Source organism: Paenibacillus sp. FSL H8-0104 (genome assembly GCF_038050215.1).
Classification (GTDB): domain Bacteria; phylum Bacillota; class Bacilli; order Paenibacillales; family Paenibacillaceae; genus Paenibacillus; species Paenibacillus amylolyticus.
The window spans coordinates 3,207,149-3,222,495 of the sequence record NZ_JBBOTC010000001.1; the positions used below are offsets into that span (position 1 = coordinate 3,207,149).

The 15,347-nt window shown below is 45.7% G+C and carries 14 protein-coding genes; 13 read left to right on the top strand and 1 reads right to left on the bottom strand.

Going from position 1 to position 15,347, the window contains the following annotated elements; translation table 11 throughout:
• Positions 1–5: 5 nt before the first annotated feature.
• The 5 genes from NST38_RS14385 to NST38_RS14405 all read left to right on the top strand — a co-directional run bounded on the left by NST38_RS14385 (position 6) and on the right by NST38_RS14405 (position 5,509).
• Positions 6–890 carry an alpha/beta hydrolase gene (locus NST38_RS14385; RefSeq protein WP_076249403.1) on the top strand — a complete coding sequence of 295 codons (885 nt, stop codon included), beginning with the start codon at positions 6–8 and terminating at the stop codon, positions 888–890.
• A gap of 230 nt (positions 891–1,120) precedes the next feature.
• A complete protein-coding gene (locus tag NST38_RS14390; RefSeq protein ID WP_076249402.1) occupies positions 1,121–2,278 on the top strand; it encodes a type III polyketide synthase in 1,158 nt (385 codons plus the stop codon).
• Positions 2,265–2,984 carry a methyltransferase domain-containing protein gene (locus NST38_RS14395; RefSeq protein ID WP_076211919.1) on the top strand — a complete coding sequence of 240 codons (720 nt, stop codon included), beginning with the start codon at positions 2,265–2,267 and terminating at the stop codon, positions 2,982–2,984. Before NST38_RS14390 ends, NST38_RS14395 begins: the two co-directional genes overlap by 14 nt.
• Before the next feature lie 6 nt (positions 2,985–2,990).
• Positions 2,991–4,139 carry an NAD(P)/FAD-dependent oxidoreductase gene (locus NST38_RS14400; RefSeq protein WP_076249401.1) on the top strand — a complete coding sequence of 383 codons (1,149 nt, stop codon included), beginning with the start codon at positions 2,991–2,993 and terminating at the stop codon, positions 4,137–4,139.
• Positions 4,140–4,318: 179 nt separating this feature from the next.
• Positions 4,319–5,509, top strand: a complete 1,191-nt coding sequence (locus NST38_RS14405) for an aminotransferase-like domain-containing protein (protein WP_076249400.1) — start codon at positions 4,319–4,321, stop codon at positions 5,507–5,509.
• 68 nt (positions 5,510–5,577) lie between these two features.
• On the opposite strand, the gene NST38_RS14410 is transcribed toward NST38_RS14405, so the two are convergent.
• Entirely contained in the window at positions 5,578–6,003 is a 426-nt protein-coding gene (locus NST38_RS14410) for a MaoC family dehydratase (RefSeq protein ID WP_076249399.1), read from the bottom strand.
• A gap of 164 nt (positions 6,004–6,167) precedes the next feature.
• On the opposite strand from NST38_RS14410, the gene NST38_RS14415 reads away from it, so the two are divergent.
• From NST38_RS14415 to NST38_RS14450, 8 genes are all read left to right on the top strand, one after another.
• The gene (locus tag NST38_RS14415) at positions 6,168–7,163 is read left to right on the top strand and encodes a LacI family DNA-binding transcriptional regulator (protein ID WP_036608167.1); all 996 of its coding nucleotides are present in this window, start codon (positions 6,168–6,170) and stop codon (positions 7,161–7,163) included.
• A 117-nt stretch (positions 7,164–7,280) separates the two neighbouring features.
• A complete protein-coding gene (locus tag NST38_RS14420; protein ID WP_017688600.1) occupies positions 7,281–8,165 on the top strand; it encodes an AraC family transcriptional regulator in 885 nt (294 codons plus the stop codon).
• A gap of 85 nt (positions 8,166–8,250) precedes the next feature.
• Positions 8,251–9,516 carry an ABC transporter substrate-binding protein gene (locus NST38_RS14425; protein WP_076249398.1) on the top strand — a complete coding sequence of 422 codons (1,266 nt, stop codon included), beginning with the start codon at positions 8,251–8,253 and terminating at the stop codon, positions 9,514–9,516.
• A gap of 46 nt (positions 9,517–9,562) precedes the next feature.
• Entirely contained in the window at positions 9,563–10,453 is an 891-nt protein-coding gene (locus tag NST38_RS14430; protein ID WP_076249397.1) for a carbohydrate ABC transporter permease, read from the top strand.
• A 14-nt stretch (positions 10,454–10,467) separates the two neighbouring features.
• A complete protein-coding gene (locus NST38_RS14435) occupies positions 10,468–11,349 on the top strand; it encodes a carbohydrate ABC transporter permease (protein ID WP_083684212.1) in 882 nt (293 codons plus the stop codon).
• Between the two features lie 200 nt (positions 11,350–11,549).
• Positions 11,550–12,959, top strand: coding sequence for a spore germination protein (locus tag NST38_RS14440; protein WP_076249396.1), 1,410 nt, complete (start codon positions 11,550–11,552; stop codon positions 12,957–12,959).
• A 40-nt stretch (positions 12,960–12,999) separates the two neighbouring features.
• On the top strand, positions 13,000–14,115 hold the full coding sequence (locus tag NST38_RS14445) for a GerAB/ArcD/ProY family transporter (protein WP_076249395.1): 1,116 nt from the start codon (positions 13,000–13,002) through the stop codon (positions 14,113–14,115).
• 42 nt (positions 14,116–14,157) lie between these two features.
• Positions 14,158–15,309 carry a Ger(x)C family spore germination protein gene (locus NST38_RS14450; protein ID WP_179087808.1) on the top strand — a complete coding sequence of 384 codons (1,152 nt, stop codon included), beginning with the start codon at positions 14,158–14,160 and terminating at the stop codon, positions 15,307–15,309.
• Positions 15,310–15,347 lie beyond the last annotated feature (38 nt).

Sequence of the window (15,347 nt, forward strand, 5' to 3'; positions counted from 1 at the left end):
TATCTATGGATCAACAACAACAATTGGCAATGGTACAACGTATGCGTCAAAATGTCGTCGGTACAGGTGCAGCACTTCAACCCAGTTCCACGTATGCGGTCACAGTAAAAGAAGTCATGATTCCTACAACTAAAGGGGATACACGTGTACTTGTGTATACACCGGATAGGGAGCATTCCGCGCCTCTGCCGGCCTTCTTTAATATGCATGGGGGTGGTTTCATCTTGGGACAAGCAGAGATGGATGATCCATGGTGTCGCTTGATTGCTGATCGATCTGATTGTGTGGTCGTTAATATCGATTACAGTCTTGCACCAGAGCACAAGTTCCCAACGGCGGTCCATGAATGTTACGACGTTGTACAGTGGGTCCACGCCAACCCGCAATCCTTCTCGGTTAACCCGTCTCTATTCGCTATTGGGGGACATAGCGCTGGTGGTAATCTTGCTGCAGCAGTGTGTTTACTGAATCAGCAACGAGGTAGCGAGCTGCCAATTGTTCTGCAAATTATGGATTATGCCGTGTTGGATGTGGCTACAGATCCGGCCGAGAAACCGAGTTTTGCAGAAGCCATTCCAACCGACATCGCCAGAACGTTCAATGCCATGTACCTTGATACGCCAGAAGATGCGCATGACCCGTTGGCTTCACCTGTGCTCGCAACATCAGTAGAGGATCTTCCAGAAGCATTGATTATTACCGCGGAGAAAGATTCACTTGCCCAAGAAGCAAGAACATATGCAGCAAGGCTGGAAGCAAGCGGGGTGAAGGTGACTCTTAAGGAGTACGAGGGAGCCGCTCATGGATTTACGCATTCTGGCGATCTCCAGATGGCTGAGGATGCCTGGTACCGAATGAGTGACAAGATCAGAGAAGCATTTTCCAAATAACGTGTATCAGAATGACGCTTAGAAGGAATATAGTTACCTTGAAGTCGCCTAATGGCGGCTTTTTTTCGTTCATTGGTGTAATTGCTTCAATGGCATGTTGAAACCAAGCTTCTGAGCTTGCGGATGTGTTAATAAACTAGATTAGGAGCCTTATTGAGATTATAACGATATCGTTAAGGGTAAGAGTTGTTAAATTAGAGGAAATAATGACCAATACCAGGAGGTTTATTATGAACCAATATAACAGTCCATCCGATATCGCGATTCTTGGCATGGGAACGGCTCTACCTGCTCACCCCGTAGCGCAGTCAGATATTGCAGAATTAATCGCTTCTTCTCTTCAGGATCGGCCAGATTTGGCCCGTTTTGCCAAGCGAATATTCAAGTCCTGTGGTGTTGAAACACGATATACCGTTGAACCGAGCTATCTGGGTTCACTGGAAGAATGCCGTTATCTGCCCTCTGGTGAGCGATCAGACATCCCGACAACCGAGGAACGAATGAATACATACAAGCGAGAGGCGCTTCCGCTCGGGATTGAGGCGGCAAAGAAAGCCCTGGAAGATTCAGGCGTATCTCCAAAGAGCATCACACATATCATCACGGTCAGCTGCACCGGTCAATATCTGCCGGGTCTTGATGTTATGCTCATCCGCCATTTGGGTTTGTCTGCCCGAGTTAATCGACTGCCGCTGATTTTTCAGGGTTGTGCCGCAGGGTTGAAAGCCATTCAGATGGCGCGAGATGTCGTGCAGGGAGCTCCGGGATCACAGGTGCTTATTGTCTGTGTAGAGTTATGCACCATTCATTTTCAGCCCGTACAAGATCGGGAAGCGCTGTTTGCAGCTTCATTCTTCGGAGACGCCGCTTCTTCTTGTGTAGTGGGTACACCAGAATCTCAGCACAAGAATGTTTTGAGTCTGGGAACGGGTTATTCTGTGCTTCTTCCGGATTCGACTGAAGATATGACCTGGGAGGTGGGGAATCTGGGGTATGACCTGTATCTATCCACACGTATTCCGAAGCTGTTAGGTGTTCACCTGGAAGAGGAACTGCGTCTCTTATTGCAAAGCGAACAGCTGCCTGAACTATGGGCCATTCATCCGGGAGGACGTGGGATTGTGGACTCTGTGCAGAATGTAATGAAGCTGCGAGACGAGCAAACGAAGTATAGCAGGGATGTCCTCAGAACGTATGGTAACTTATCATCCAATACCATTCTGTTTGTACTGAATGCGATGCGTGAGGACATGAAGGCACATGGTCAATCCTCTACGGATGGTGTAGCCATGGCATTTGGACCGGGACTCACCGCAGAGTTGATGAAATTCACTTATGTCCCCTCATTATCTTCAGTGATGGAGGAGCACGATCATGTCCTTTTTTAGAACATTGTCCATTCGCGCCAAGGAAGATGAACTGATGGATGACTTCTCTCTGGGAGGGGAGGAGCTTCGTGAAGCGCTTAGACATCTGAGACGTCTTAACAAAATATTTGCAGCACCTGGCCCAACTCTGGCTGGTGTAGAGAAGTTGTGGAACTCAGTCGGTAAGCCGAATAAGCTGACCCTGCTGGATGTGGGGGCAGGTTCAGGAGATGTGAACCAGAAACTACTGCAATGGGCAGATCGTCAGGGCGTTCAGCTGGAAATTACGCTGGTTGATCTGACGGAAGAAGCGTGTGAGGAAGCGAGACAACTATTCCGTGACGAACCCCGAGTCCGGGTACAACGTGCCGATCTTACACAACTGCCGGATGCTTCAGCAGATATTGTGACAGGTTCCCAGTTTGTACATCATTTTGACGGAGATCAGCTGGTTGATATGGTTTCTCATATGCTAAGAGCATCCAGATACGGTGTCGTTATTAATGATATTCACCGCCACCCCGTATCCTATAAGGCGGTCTGGATTACTACACGGATGATCTCGCGCAATCGGTACATTCGTCATGATGGGCCTCTTTCCGTAGCCAAAGGTTTTACAGGAAGGGATTGGAAGGAACTTAAACAACGGCTCAATCATGATACGATGACCTATGAATGGAAGCCTTTATTCCGTTACTCTGTTGTTATTCCCACGAAAGGCAGGTGAACTCACGTGTCGAAATCGATAGATGTGATTGTCATCGGAGCCGGAATTGCCGGCAGTACATGTGCCACGCAACTGGCAGGGAAAGGACATCGGACCCTTTTGCTGGATCGCCAGGAGTTCCCGCGGCACAAAACCTGCGGTGAGTTCATGTCACCCGAAACCAAGGAGATGTTAGAAGTTCTGGACATTCACCTTCTGGACCAGTCGAAGAAACCCAGCACGATGGATCATGCCAAAATCGTTATGCCACAAGGCGGAGTGATCGAAGCACCGCTGCCGGGATTCGCATATGGCATAAGTCGATATGAGCTGGACCAGATTTTGCATCAGAAGGCTCTGGAGGCCGGAGCCCAGATTGTGACCAAAGCGACCTTAACGAGCATCGAGCAGCTTGAGGATGCCAGTTATGAGGTTCAGGTGAAACAGGGAGATGAGCGGATCAGCTACAGAGCCAAAGCCGTTATCGGGGCACATGGAACCAAAAAGCCGCGCGGGATGGCTTCCGCACCTGATCTGCGGGACCAAACCGTATACGTTGGTGTTAAGTCCCACTTCAGCGGGATAGAGATTCCCGCAAGGGTAGAGTTATATTTTTGCGAGGGTGGTTACGTGGGCATTTCCCCGATTGAGGATGGCATTGTAAATGTCGCCGCATTGTTAACACTGGATACCGTCCAGGGAAGTGGCAAGTCTGTAAACGATATTTTACAGGCGGCATCCCTGACAAACGTGAGTTTGGCAGCCCGTTTAGCTGAAGGAAAACCTGTAGATGGAACGCAAGTGTCGATTGCGCCGCTGCATCTGTCCAACGTTCCTGAACCGTGGTCTCAATATCCGCATATTGGGGATGCCATGCTGATGATACCACCCTTATGTGGAGACGGAATGTCCATTGCCCTTCGCTCCTCACTCCTGTGTGCAAGGTGGACTGACAAGTACCTGCAAGGCGATATTGAACATGCCGATTGGCAGAGTAATTACACGCTGGAAGCAAGCCGTGAATTCACCCAATTGCTCAGACGCGCAAGAAGAATTCAAAAGCTGGCTTTTGCCAAAACCAATAAATTCTATCCTGGTCTGGCCCGCATGATCCCCGGTCTAGCCGCTTATGTTGTGAAGGCCACACGGCTATCCGAGATGAACGCAGCGCGCTAATAGGCTGAAAGTTTACTCAATACTTATGCGAAAGAGGTTGCTGACGGCGGCCTCTTTTTTGGCGTACAAACATTAATTTTGTGGAGACAGTTTGGAAATTCGGGAAATGCTCGTATAATAGAATCTAATGTAATGATAGAGAGTTAATTCAGATGAAATGTCGGGAGGCACTATTTAAGATGAACTATTCATTTTCCAATCGTATCGCAGCACTGCAACCATCCATTATTCGTGAGATTCTGAAGGCTTCTTCGGGGCAAAATGTAATTCCATTCTCCGCGGGAAATCCTGCTCCGGAAACCTTTCCTATTGAAGCGATTCGCACATTCACTCAATCCATTCTGGAGCATGACCCGGTCACAGCTCTGCAATATGGGATTACGGAAGGATATGTTCCCCTCAGGGAAGCATTGACTCAACATTTGAAGACAGGTTTTGATACCGGTAAACCATCCGATCAATTGTTCATTGTATCTGGAGCGCAGCAGGGGATTGAACTGGCCTGTAAAGTGTTCTGTAATGAAGGGGACACGATCATCTGTGAGAGTCCGAGCTTTATCGGTTCCCTGAACTCCTTCCGGGCATCCGGTGCAAAGCTTGCCGGTGTTCCGATGGAGATGGACGGTATGGATATCGAGAAGCTGGAACAGGCGCTGCAAACGGAGCCTAATGTGAAAATGATCTACGTGATCCCAAGTTTCCAGAATCCTACCGGTGTAACAACGAGTCTTGCAAAACGTAAGGCCATATACGAGCTGGCTAAGAAGTATGGCGTTATGATTTTGGAAGATAACCCGTACGGAGAACTTCGATTCAATGGAGACGATGTGCCAACCATCAAGTCTATGGATGATGAGGGTCTGGTTATCTATGTTGGATCATTCTCCAAAATTCTATCGGCGGGACTGCGCGTTGGTTTTGTACAAGCGCCCCATGAAGTCGTGGAGAAGATGGTTGTTGCCAAACAGGGAGAAGACGTACATACGGCCATGCTTCCACAGATCCTGGCGTACAAGTTCATGACAGAGTATGATTACGTGGGGCACATTAACAGTATTCGTGAGGTCTATCGGAGAAAAGCAACATTGATGATGGACAAGCTGCAAGAGCATATGGGTGAGTCCATTACCTATACCCAACCGGATGGTGGACTGTTCCTCTGGTGTGATCTGCCAGCACATGTGCCAATGCTTGATTATGCCAAGACAGCGGCAGCTCAAGGGGTTGCGGTTGTACCGGGAAATGCATTCCTGGTGAACGAGCAAGACCCATGTAATGCCATCAGACTTAATTTCTCAACCCCGTCAGACGAACAGATTGTCAAGGGTGTAGAGATTTTGGGGCAGGTATTGAAAGGGTATAACGCTTAAAAATGCTTCAATGTGATATATTTACGAAAAGCCGCCGATTGGCGGCTTTTTTGGGCTTTTTCTCGTCCTTAATTATCAATTAAAGCACTTAATTCTGCCTGAAATACCTTTTGATTCTTCTGATTGAAAGTACTTAGCAGCACGGTAACAATCCCATTTCCTTTTCGTCTGGGAGTCAGTCCAATGACTTCTGCAATGACATGAAGTTCATCATCCGGAAAGACCGGTTTCAGGAATTGAATGTTATTCATTCCGGTGCCCGCCACGACATGCTCTCCATAGACCCCAACCTCAATCCATAATTTAAAGGAGATATTCATCGTTTGCATGCCAGAAGCAATTAAACTGCCAAATCGGCCTTGTTTGGCCTTTTCCTCATCCAAATGCATGTACTGTGGATCATAGATTGTGGCAAACTCAATAATATCACGCTTGGATAATGCCAAGGATGTGGTTTCGTAGCGCTGACCTATTACATATTCACTAAATCTCATGAAGGCACCTCGGTTTCTTTAATATGTTTTATCGTAGTTGATGTTTTGCTAAGAGACATGACTGGACTGACGTGTTAAAATGCTAGTGAACTATCCCGTGTGTATTGCTGTGTTACTGCCATAATGAACTAAACAGATGAAACTGTCTTTGAGGAGTATATATGATGACAACGATTAAAGATGTAGCCAAGATGGCTGGTGTAGCCAGTTCGACCGTATCTTGCGTACTCAACGATAAAGGGAATGTAAGTGAGCCAACAAGACTCCGAGTACTTGAGGCAGCGAGCCAACTCAATTACGTTAGGCATGGTCCTGCATCGGAATTAAAACGAAATAGTACACAAACCATTGGTATTATTGTCCATGACATGTCCAGCCCGTATTTCTCGGATTTGGTGAACGGAATAGAAACCGTCGTCATGAGTCATGGATACGATATGATCGTATGTAGTTCGTTGGGTGGAGAGAAGTCGACAGCCCATCGTTACATTCGTGAACGAAGAATTGACGGAGCTATTGTTATTGCTCAGAATATTCAAGATCAGTTGCTGATTGAAGCATCTGAAGCAGGGTTTCCGATTGTTGTCATGGATCGGGATCTGGATGCTCAACATATTGTAAAGGTTTTGATGAGTGATACGCAAGGCGGTTACTTGGCTACCCGTTATCTGATCGATAAAGGGCATCGTACAATAGCTTATATTAGTGGCCCGTCACAATCGGAATGTAATCTCCATCGTTATCAAGGTTATTTGAAAGCCCTGAAGGAGGCAGGTATCGAAGAGAACCCCGAATGGAAAATTGGCGGACAATACATGAAGCAAGATGGGTACGATGCAGCCAAGAAACTGCTTGAAGGAGAGCTGCCATCCGCTGTATTTTTTGCAAATGATGAGATGGCGATCGGCGGCTTGGAAGCCTTCAGGGAGCATGATATCTCAATACCTGAGCAGTTATCCGTAATTGGCTTTGACAATATACCTGCATCTCAGTACATGAATCCACCTCTAACCACATTTCGTCAGCCGAAGAGGGATGCAGGCCAGCTTGCAGGTCATGTTCTCTTCCAACTGCTGAATGGAGAGATCGTAGAGACGTTATATACACTGGACATCCAATGCGTGGAACGTGATTCTGTTCGGCTCCTCAACCTGAGTTGAGGAGTTTTTTTGTATTCTATAGAATTTTAAATTCTTAAAAAGAAAGGAGAGTAGCCATTAATGCATAATATAAAGACGAGGAGTATTTTGCGTTGGAAATAAATGGAGGTTGATACGATGGGCGTACCCACTTTTTTGGAGACAGGCCATATGCAAGAAGGTTTTCCCATTCGGGTAATTCATACAGGAAATCAGTTCAATTATGCTGCACACTGGCATGATGAGGTTGAACTGGTTCTCGTTAATGGTAAGAGCGCCAGAATTGGCGTGAACGACCACGTGTGTGAGTTGGAAAAAGGGGATGTGCTGCTGATCAAACCAGGGGATGTGCACTGCTTTTTGCCGGGGACTGAACATTTGACCATTATCTTGTTCCGACTCGAATTGTTAACGGGGAGTTTCACGACCGAAGCCGAAATTCAGGATCTCGGACAACTTTTCAACAAAACAACTGTTATTCCCTCGAATACGGGAAGTCAGAGCAATCTGACTCAATATATAGATGACATCATTACCGAGAAGAAAAATCAGAAGCCGGGATACCGATGGTTAATGGTATCCAGGTTGTATGATCTCATCATACTTTTATTACGTACCAAAGTACCGGTTACCACCGATGAATCTTCATCTTCAGGATGGGCATGTACTTCTTCCAAAAAATTTGAATTCCTTGAATCGGTCTGTGAATACCTGGAGGAGCACTATGCTGAGCCCATTAAGCTGGAACAGGTGGCGGAACATATTAAATTCAGCAAGTTCCATGTCTGCAAACTGTTCAAAGAGATCAAGGGAGTAACATTGATGGAATACTTGAATCATTTTCGAATTATCAAGTCAGAGTGGGCCTTATTGTTCCGTCAGGATACGATTCTGGAGATTGCGATCGGACATGGATTTAACAATGTTAACTCCTATAATCGTCTTTTCAAAAAATATAATGACTGTACACCCTCCGAATTTCGTAAGAAACATCGTACGAATATCACAAAATATGGAGGGTAATGCACAATATTTGTGGAGAAAGCCCTCTCCAAAATCAATATACTCTAATAAATTGTAAGCGTTTCCTTTTTGAAGGAGGGGGCCTATGAAGAAGTGGTTTAAGCCAACTATTGTATTTGTATGTGCAGCGATGTTGTTAGCTGGTTGTCAGTTCAGTCCATCGAATCAAACCAAGCAACAGGAGATTACCGTGTGGAGTTTTACAGATGAAGCAGGGTACGCCATCGAGAAATTCGAACAGAAATATCCTGACATCAAAGTGAACTTTGTCAACATCCCCGGTAATTTCTATATCACCAAGCTGAAATCTGCGCTACAGACAACCTCGAAGGCTCCAGATGTATTTATGATTGAAAATGCGAATATTCGAGAGCTGATTGACGTTCCATATCTGGAGAATCTATCAGCTTCGCCGTATAACGCCAATGAACTTATTCAGGAACAATATGCTTTTGTTCAGGCCAATGAACAGGACAGTGAGGGAAATGTCAGAGCGATAGGTTATCAGGGAACACCAGGGGGCATCTACTATCGTCGGGATTTGGCGAAGAAATATCTGGGCACCGATGATCCTGAGAAGGTGGGTTCACAGATCGATACATGGGAGAAGATCTTCGAGATTGGAGAGAAGGTGCAGCAACTAAGCGGGAATAAAGTACATGCATTGGCGAATTGGAATGCTATATCGAATTCATATGATGGTATACCTTGGGTGAAGGACGGCAAACTTGTCATCGATCCAACGTACTTGGAAGTGCTCGATCTTGTACGTGAAGCACGTGAGCGGAATGTACTTGCCGAGTATGAAGATGGAAGTGCCGGTTACGCTGCATCCATGCAAAAAGGAGAGGTCATGTTTTATCCCGGGGCAACCTGGGGTTTGCAATATACGTTCAAGGCAAACGCTCCGGATACCGAAGGCATGTGGGGCTTAGCCCAGGGACCGTCAGCCTTTAGTTCAGGTGGAACCTATATCGCGATGTACAGTAAAAGTGAGAAAAAGGATTTGGCCTGGAAGTTTATTGAGTTCTATAATTTTGACCACGACTTTCTTTCCGAGTTAGCGAAAGAACAGGATTATTTCACCAGTAACATGGTTGTGAATGATGAACTTGCCCCGTCTCTCTCATCGACCTATTTGGGAGGACAGAAGCATTTCGAGTTTTTCTCGGAGGCCGCAAAACGGGTACCTGTATACGAACGCACCAAATATGATGCCACGATTAACAATGATATCTACAAGATTGTACTCCAGTTATATCTCAACAAGGACATTCAGACCAAGGAAGAAGTCGTAAAGCGAATCAAACGTGATGTTACCTTGAGATTTCCGGAGCTGGAAGTGGATTAGTAAGCGATTGAATATACACATCCGATGATAACTGGGGGGATAGAGCATGTTTGCCAAAACGATTCGCAAGGACCATTACGGCTACTACTTCATTGCTCCGTTTTTTATTATTTTTACCACTTTTGGGCTGTATCCCATTTTATATTCGCTCTACATCAGTTTCACCAACTTTGATGGGATCACGACACCTGACTTTGTAGGGATCGGTAATTACGTCGCCGTATTACAAGACCCGTTGTTCTACAAAACCTTGTTTAATACGTTATTCATCTGGGGCGTTTCTGTAGTTCCACAACTCACAATCTCACTTGTGTTGGCTTTTATCCTGAATGATAAGCTGCTCAAAGGACGGGACTTTTTCAGAGCCGTATACTTTTTTCCCAACATCGTTACGGCTGCATCACTTGGATTGCTTGTGAGCTTGATTTTTGACTGGCAGTCTGGCGGACTGAATCATTTTTTGGTGCAGACCGGCATAATACAAGATCCAATTAACTGGAAAAATGACCCCTGGTTTATGCGTCTGATTGTATCATCCATTTTGTTTTTTCAATACTTCGGCTATTCCATGGTCATCTACCTTGCAGGTCTTCAGGGCATTGATCCTTCATTGCTGGAAGCTGCACAGATGGATGGCGCGAAAAAGAAACATATTTTCATCCATATTATCGTGCCGATGCTCCGTCCAATAATTCTGTTTCAGATGATTACATCCATTATTGGTGGCATCCAGATTTTCGATCAGCCATTTACACTAACCAACGGCAATGGCGGTCCTGACCGAGCAGCCATGACGAGCATTATGTATCTCTATAATGTAGCATTTCAGAGCACACGATTTGGTTACGGCGCTGCCATCGCATTTTGCCTGTTTATTATCATCATATTGTTGTCCGTTGTATCCTTCATCATGACCAAGCGGAAGAGCCGTTCATAGGGAGGGGAGTTCTTATGCAAACTGCAAAATCAGTTGAACAACCAAATGCGGCGATTCAGCAATATGCCAATACAAGGGGGCTGACGGCAGGTAAAATCATCATCTATCTGTTGCTGACAGGTCTTGCCGTGCTCTGCATTATTCCATTTTATCTGATGCTTATCTATTCCACACATAATAATGCAACGATTGCTTCGACGTTTACATTTCTCCCTGGATCATTCTTGATTGATAACTATATGAACATGGTATCCAAAATCAACATATGGCGTGGGTTTGCCAACAGCATATTTATTGCCGGAACATCGACCGTATTATCTCTGTATATTGGGGCTCTAACTGCGTATGGATTTGCTAAATTTAAATTCAAAGGACGAAACGGATTGTTCCTGTTTTTGTTAGCAACCATGATGGTACCGGGTCAACTGGCTTTGATTGGCGTATATCGACTTTTCAGCATGATGGGACTTCTGGATAGTTATGCCGCAATTATTTTGCCTGCTGCAGCTAATGCGTTTAATGTATTTTTTATCAAACAGTTCATGGAGAGCAGCATCCCGGATGAGATTATTGAATCTGCACGGGTGGACAGTGCCGGTGAGTTCCGGACGTTCAATCAGATTGTACTGCCTATTCTGGGGCCGGCAATCGCCGCCCTTGGCATATTCACGTTTATCGGATCATGGAATAATTTCCTGACACCGCTGGTGCTATTTTTCTCCCTGGATAAATATCCACTTCCGGTATTGGTTGCGCTAGTGCAGGGGTACTATGGGATGGATTATGGGCTCTTGTATTTGGGGGTAGCGATCTCAATCCTGCCTATTATCATTGTATTCTCTATATTTTCCAAACAGATTATTGGGAGTGTTGCTTTGGGTGCTGTGAAAGGATAGCGATCAATAGAAAATAGGGAATTGCAAAGAGCAAGATCAACGAATTCATAGGAATGCAATAGCGTTTTATATCATCAGAGTCGCTCATGAGGGCGGCTTTTTTGGCATTCTATATTTTGCGTATATATCCTAACTGATAAGTAAAGGATACCTTTAACTGAGAATATCTGGACGGAGCGTTTACGGAAAGGGGAGGCGTCATGGACACATCAGCGATAACACAACAGGACTTACCGTTAACCGGAAATCTTGCTATTGATCAAGAAATGTTACGCTCCGTTTTTGCGGGTTGCTCGGACGTTGTATTTCATACATTCCAAACCGCGTGTCTTACATCAGCATTATGCGTATATTGTGTTGGTGTATGCGATACGGAGCGGCTGGAACGCCAGGTACTAACGCCCCTTCAGGAAACGGGGATCGAAGCTGCGCAAGTTCCGCTAGCTTCTGTTAAGCAAGTTGAAACGACTACTCAGGCAGTACAGGCCATATTTGAAGGAGAAGCTCTGTTACTACTGGATGGTTCAATAGGCGGAACAACATACCCACTATACCAAGCTGCAAATCGTTCAACGGAGGAACCGTTAGCTGAATCGACCGTGCGTGGTGCACGGGATGGGTTCACAGAATCGTTGACCATGAATATGTCATTACTGCGCAAACGTCTCAAGACACCTGCACTGAAGATTCATACACGTAACATGGGAGATCGTACAAACACCAGTATTTCACTTGTATACATGGAGGGGATTATTGATCCCAAACTTGTTAAGGAAGTGGAGACACGACTTGGCGATTTAAAGCTCCGAGACGTACTGGAGAGTCAGTACATTGAAGAAGGCATTGTCGACCAGCGATATTCACCATTTCCACAGATGATTGCGACGGAACGCCCGGATGTCGTTGTTTCCAACTTGCTGGAAGGTCGTTTTGCTATTCTCGTTGACGGAACGCCGTTTACCCTTATCGCGCCAGTAACCATTTTTTCCATGTTACAATCCCCCGAAGATTATTATCAAAATGTGTTCATGAGTGTTTTTGTACGCTGGCTGCGATACATTTTTTTTGTTTTATCCATGCTGCTTCCATCGGCTTATGTAGCGATTACGACGTTTCATCAGGAGATGATTCCTACCGTATTACTTCTCAGTATTGCTCGGGCGAGAGAAGAGATCCCTTTTCCTGCCCTGGTGGAAGCACTCATTATGGAAATCGCCTTTGAAGCATTGCGTGAGGCTGGTGTCCGATTGCCCAAGCAGGTCGGATCAGCGGTCAGTATCGTGGGCGCCTTAATTATTGGGCAAGCTGCGACGAGTGCCGGAATTGTCTCAGCCCCCATGATTATCATTGTCGCGATTACCGGTATCGCTTCTTTCATGATCCCCCGCTATGCTGCCAGCATCGCGACCCGTCTACTACGTTTTCCCATGATGTTTCTGGCGGGAACGCTGGGACTCACGGGTGTCATGCTGGGAGTCATCTTGGTTGTCATTCATCTGAGCAGTCTTCGTTCATTTGGAACACCTTATCTCTCACCGGTAGCACCTACGATGGCTAAGGAACTTAAGGATGTATGGTGGCGTCCATCCCCAAGGAACAAACCACACTAGAACAATCTACATTCGAGCAAACAAGGGAGCGGGATTACATATGTTGACTGACAAAGGGAAAATATCGGTGACTCAATTGGCATTTATGGTCTTTCCCGCCATTTTCGCGACGGCTATCCTGTCTGTTCCGGGAATTACAATGCACTATGCAGGACATGACATGTGGATGACTCCAATTATAGGTTCAATCGTTGGATTGGCTGCTATTGGTATTTCAGTTGGACTTGATCGTCTGTACCCTGGAAAAACACTCATTCAATCCAGCGTATTGATTATTGGTCGGATTCCAGGCAAGTTATTTGGCCTGATATATATCGCTTTTTTGCCCCACCTGACGGGCTTGATTATTCGGGAATACGGTGAATTCATTGTCAATAATGCACTTCCACGTACACCTTTGTTTGTTGTGATGGGTACCATGGTTGTTGTATGTGCGATTAATGTCAGACTCGGGATTGAAGTTGTCGGACGAACCGCTCAGGTGTTTGTTACCCTGCTGATCGTTCTGCTAGCTTTGATCTTTATATTGTTGATTGGTGAACTGAATCCTGCCGAGCTGTTTCCTTTTATGGAGAAGGGTCCAATTCCCATTATTACGGGGGCTGCTGCACCTGCTGCATGGTTTAGTGAATATATCGTGTTGGCTTTTCTGCTACCCTATGTGAATGAAAAAAAACGAATAACCCGGGTCATGTTAGGTTCCCTTGTGTTTACAACAACTGCAATGACAGTTACCAATCTGTTTTGCCTGTTTTTAATTGGTGATTTGACGGATACATTTGTATTTCCGGTCATGATCGCAGCAAGATACATAACCATTGCGGACTTTCTGCAGCATATCGAATCCCTTATTATTGCTATCTGGATTTTCGGTATTTTCGTTAAAATTTCCGTTTTTCTATATATCTTTGCTACATCAACCGCGGAATGGTTTGGTTTGCGGGACTACAAACCTGTGGTTGGTCCACTTTCGTTCCTGTGCATGATATTTGCTTACTGGGTTGTGTCCGGTGGATCCGGTATTTCCAGTTTGGTTAGCGCTTCAGCCAACTTGTATACGATCAGCATTTTATTAATCCTTCCGGCTATGATTTACGGTGTCGCATGGCTGAAGAAAGGGTGGGCACATTTTCGGAAGAATCGAGCGAACACCTGATTGATGGGGGAGGAGCACTTGCGAATATATAGAGTACTACTAATGCCAATATTGTGTTGTGTGCTTTTAAGTGGATGCTGGGATCGCATCGAGATTAACGATTTGGCTATCGTGCTGGCTACAGGGATAGATTATGAAGATGGCAAAGTACAATTGACTTCACAGATTTTCATTCCGCGAAAGGCGAGTGCAGGAGATAGCAGTGGGAGTGGAGGTAGTCCAAGCGGGGTTACAATGATTCGAACAGCGGAAGGACGTACAATTGCCGAGGCATTGAATCGGTTACAACGTAAAGTTCCCCGGAATATGTTCTGGGGCCACTGCGAAGTCATAATCATTAGTGAGCAAGCCGGCAAACGCGGTATCCGCGAGTATATCGATTTCTTCCTGCGTTACCCTCAGTTCAGGGAGCATGCATATGTCTTTTCCAGTGAAAAGGCTGCGAAAGATATCCTTGCGTTACTTGATCCACTGGAGCGAAGTTCTGCTGAATCGTTGCGTGAGATGGCCAATCTGAAGTTAGGTACACGTGTTACTGCGCTTGAACTAGCTAAATCTATTGAAGGTCCGAGCAGTTCAGCCATTTTGTCTCGCATGTTAATCTTACCCCCGGAGCCTGATCAGGATAAACTGACGACTACGCCATATGTGAAAGGTCTGAGTATGTATAAGAAGGATCGTTATGTCAAGACGGTCAAAGAACCACTAAGCGTAGGTGTATTACTACTTGCAAAAGAACTGAACAGCATTATCATGCCCGTTGAGTTTGAGCCGTTAAAGGGTTCTTTTTCGATAAGACTCATTGAAAATAAAACCTCCTTGAAGCCGCGAATTGTAAACAAACAGTGGAGTATGAAGGTCGACATCCAAACCAGGGGAGAAGTGGTGTTAAATACGACGGATGCCAATCTGACGGATCCCGCTGTATTAACTAAACTGGAAAAGGAATGGTCGGCTAAACTCACATCTTTGGCTCATGATGCTTTAGTCATGTCCCAGAAAGAGCTGCGCTCCGATTTCTTCAAATTCGCAGTTGAATTTCGCAGATATTACCCGCATCAATGGAAAGCGCAGGAGAAGAACTGGGAAACCATCTATCCTGATATGGACGTGGAAGTCAACGTAGATGCACATGTAGTACGTACCGGAAAATCAACAGGACCACAGGGGATACCTAATGAGGACGAAAGTTGAACAGAATCGGCTCCTGTACAAGCCTGGAAGAGAGGTGA

What these genes read in the sequence shown, in the direction of transcription:
- NST38_RS14410 (WP_076249399.1), bottom strand. Translation starts at nt 6,003, where the DNA reads ATGAGATTTAGTGAATATGTAATAGGTCAGCGCTACGAAACCACATCC.
- NST38_RS14395 (WP_076211919.1), top strand. Translation starts at nt 2,265, where the DNA reads ATGTCCTTTTTTAGAACATTGTCCATTCGCGCCAAGGAAGATGAACTG.
- NST38_RS14385 (WP_076249403.1), top strand. Translation starts at nt 6, where the DNA reads ATGGATCAACAACAACAATTGGCAATGGTACAACGTATGCGTCAAAAT.
- NST38_RS14440 (WP_076249396.1), top strand. Translation starts at nt 11,550, where the DNA reads ATGGACACATCAGCGATAACACAACAGGACTTACCGTTAACCGGAAAT.
- NST38_RS14435 (WP_083684212.1), top strand. Translation starts at nt 10,468, where the DNA reads ATGCAAACTGCAAAATCAGTTGAACAACCAAATGCGGCGATTCAGCAA.
- NST38_RS14425 (WP_076249398.1), top strand. Translation starts at nt 8,251, where the DNA reads ATGAAGAAGTGGTTTAAGCCAACTATTGTATTTGTATGTGCAGCGATG.
- NST38_RS14405 (WP_076249400.1), top strand. Translation starts at nt 4,319, where the DNA reads ATGAACTATTCATTTTCCAATCGTATCGCAGCACTGCAACCATCCATT.
- NST38_RS14420 (WP_017688600.1), top strand. Translation starts at nt 7,281, where the DNA reads ATGGGCGTACCCACTTTTTTGGAGACAGGCCATATGCAAGAAGGTTTT.
- NST38_RS14445 (WP_076249395.1), top strand. Translation starts at nt 13,000, where the DNA reads ATGTTGACTGACAAAGGGAAAATATCGGTGACTCAATTGGCATTTATG.
- NST38_RS14430 (WP_076249397.1), top strand. Translation starts at nt 9,563, where the DNA reads ATGTTTGCCAAAACGATTCGCAAGGACCATTACGGCTACTACTTCATT.
- NST38_RS14415 (WP_036608167.1), top strand. Translation starts at nt 6,168, where the DNA reads ATGACAACGATTAAAGATGTAGCCAAGATGGCTGGTGTAGCCAGTTCG.
- NST38_RS14450 (WP_179087808.1), top strand. Translation starts at nt 14,158, where the DNA reads ATGCCAATATTGTGTTGTGTGCTTTTAAGTGGATGCTGGGATCGCATC.
- NST38_RS14390 (WP_076249402.1), top strand. Translation starts at nt 1,121, where the DNA reads ATGAACCAATATAACAGTCCATCCGATATCGCGATTCTTGGCATGGGA.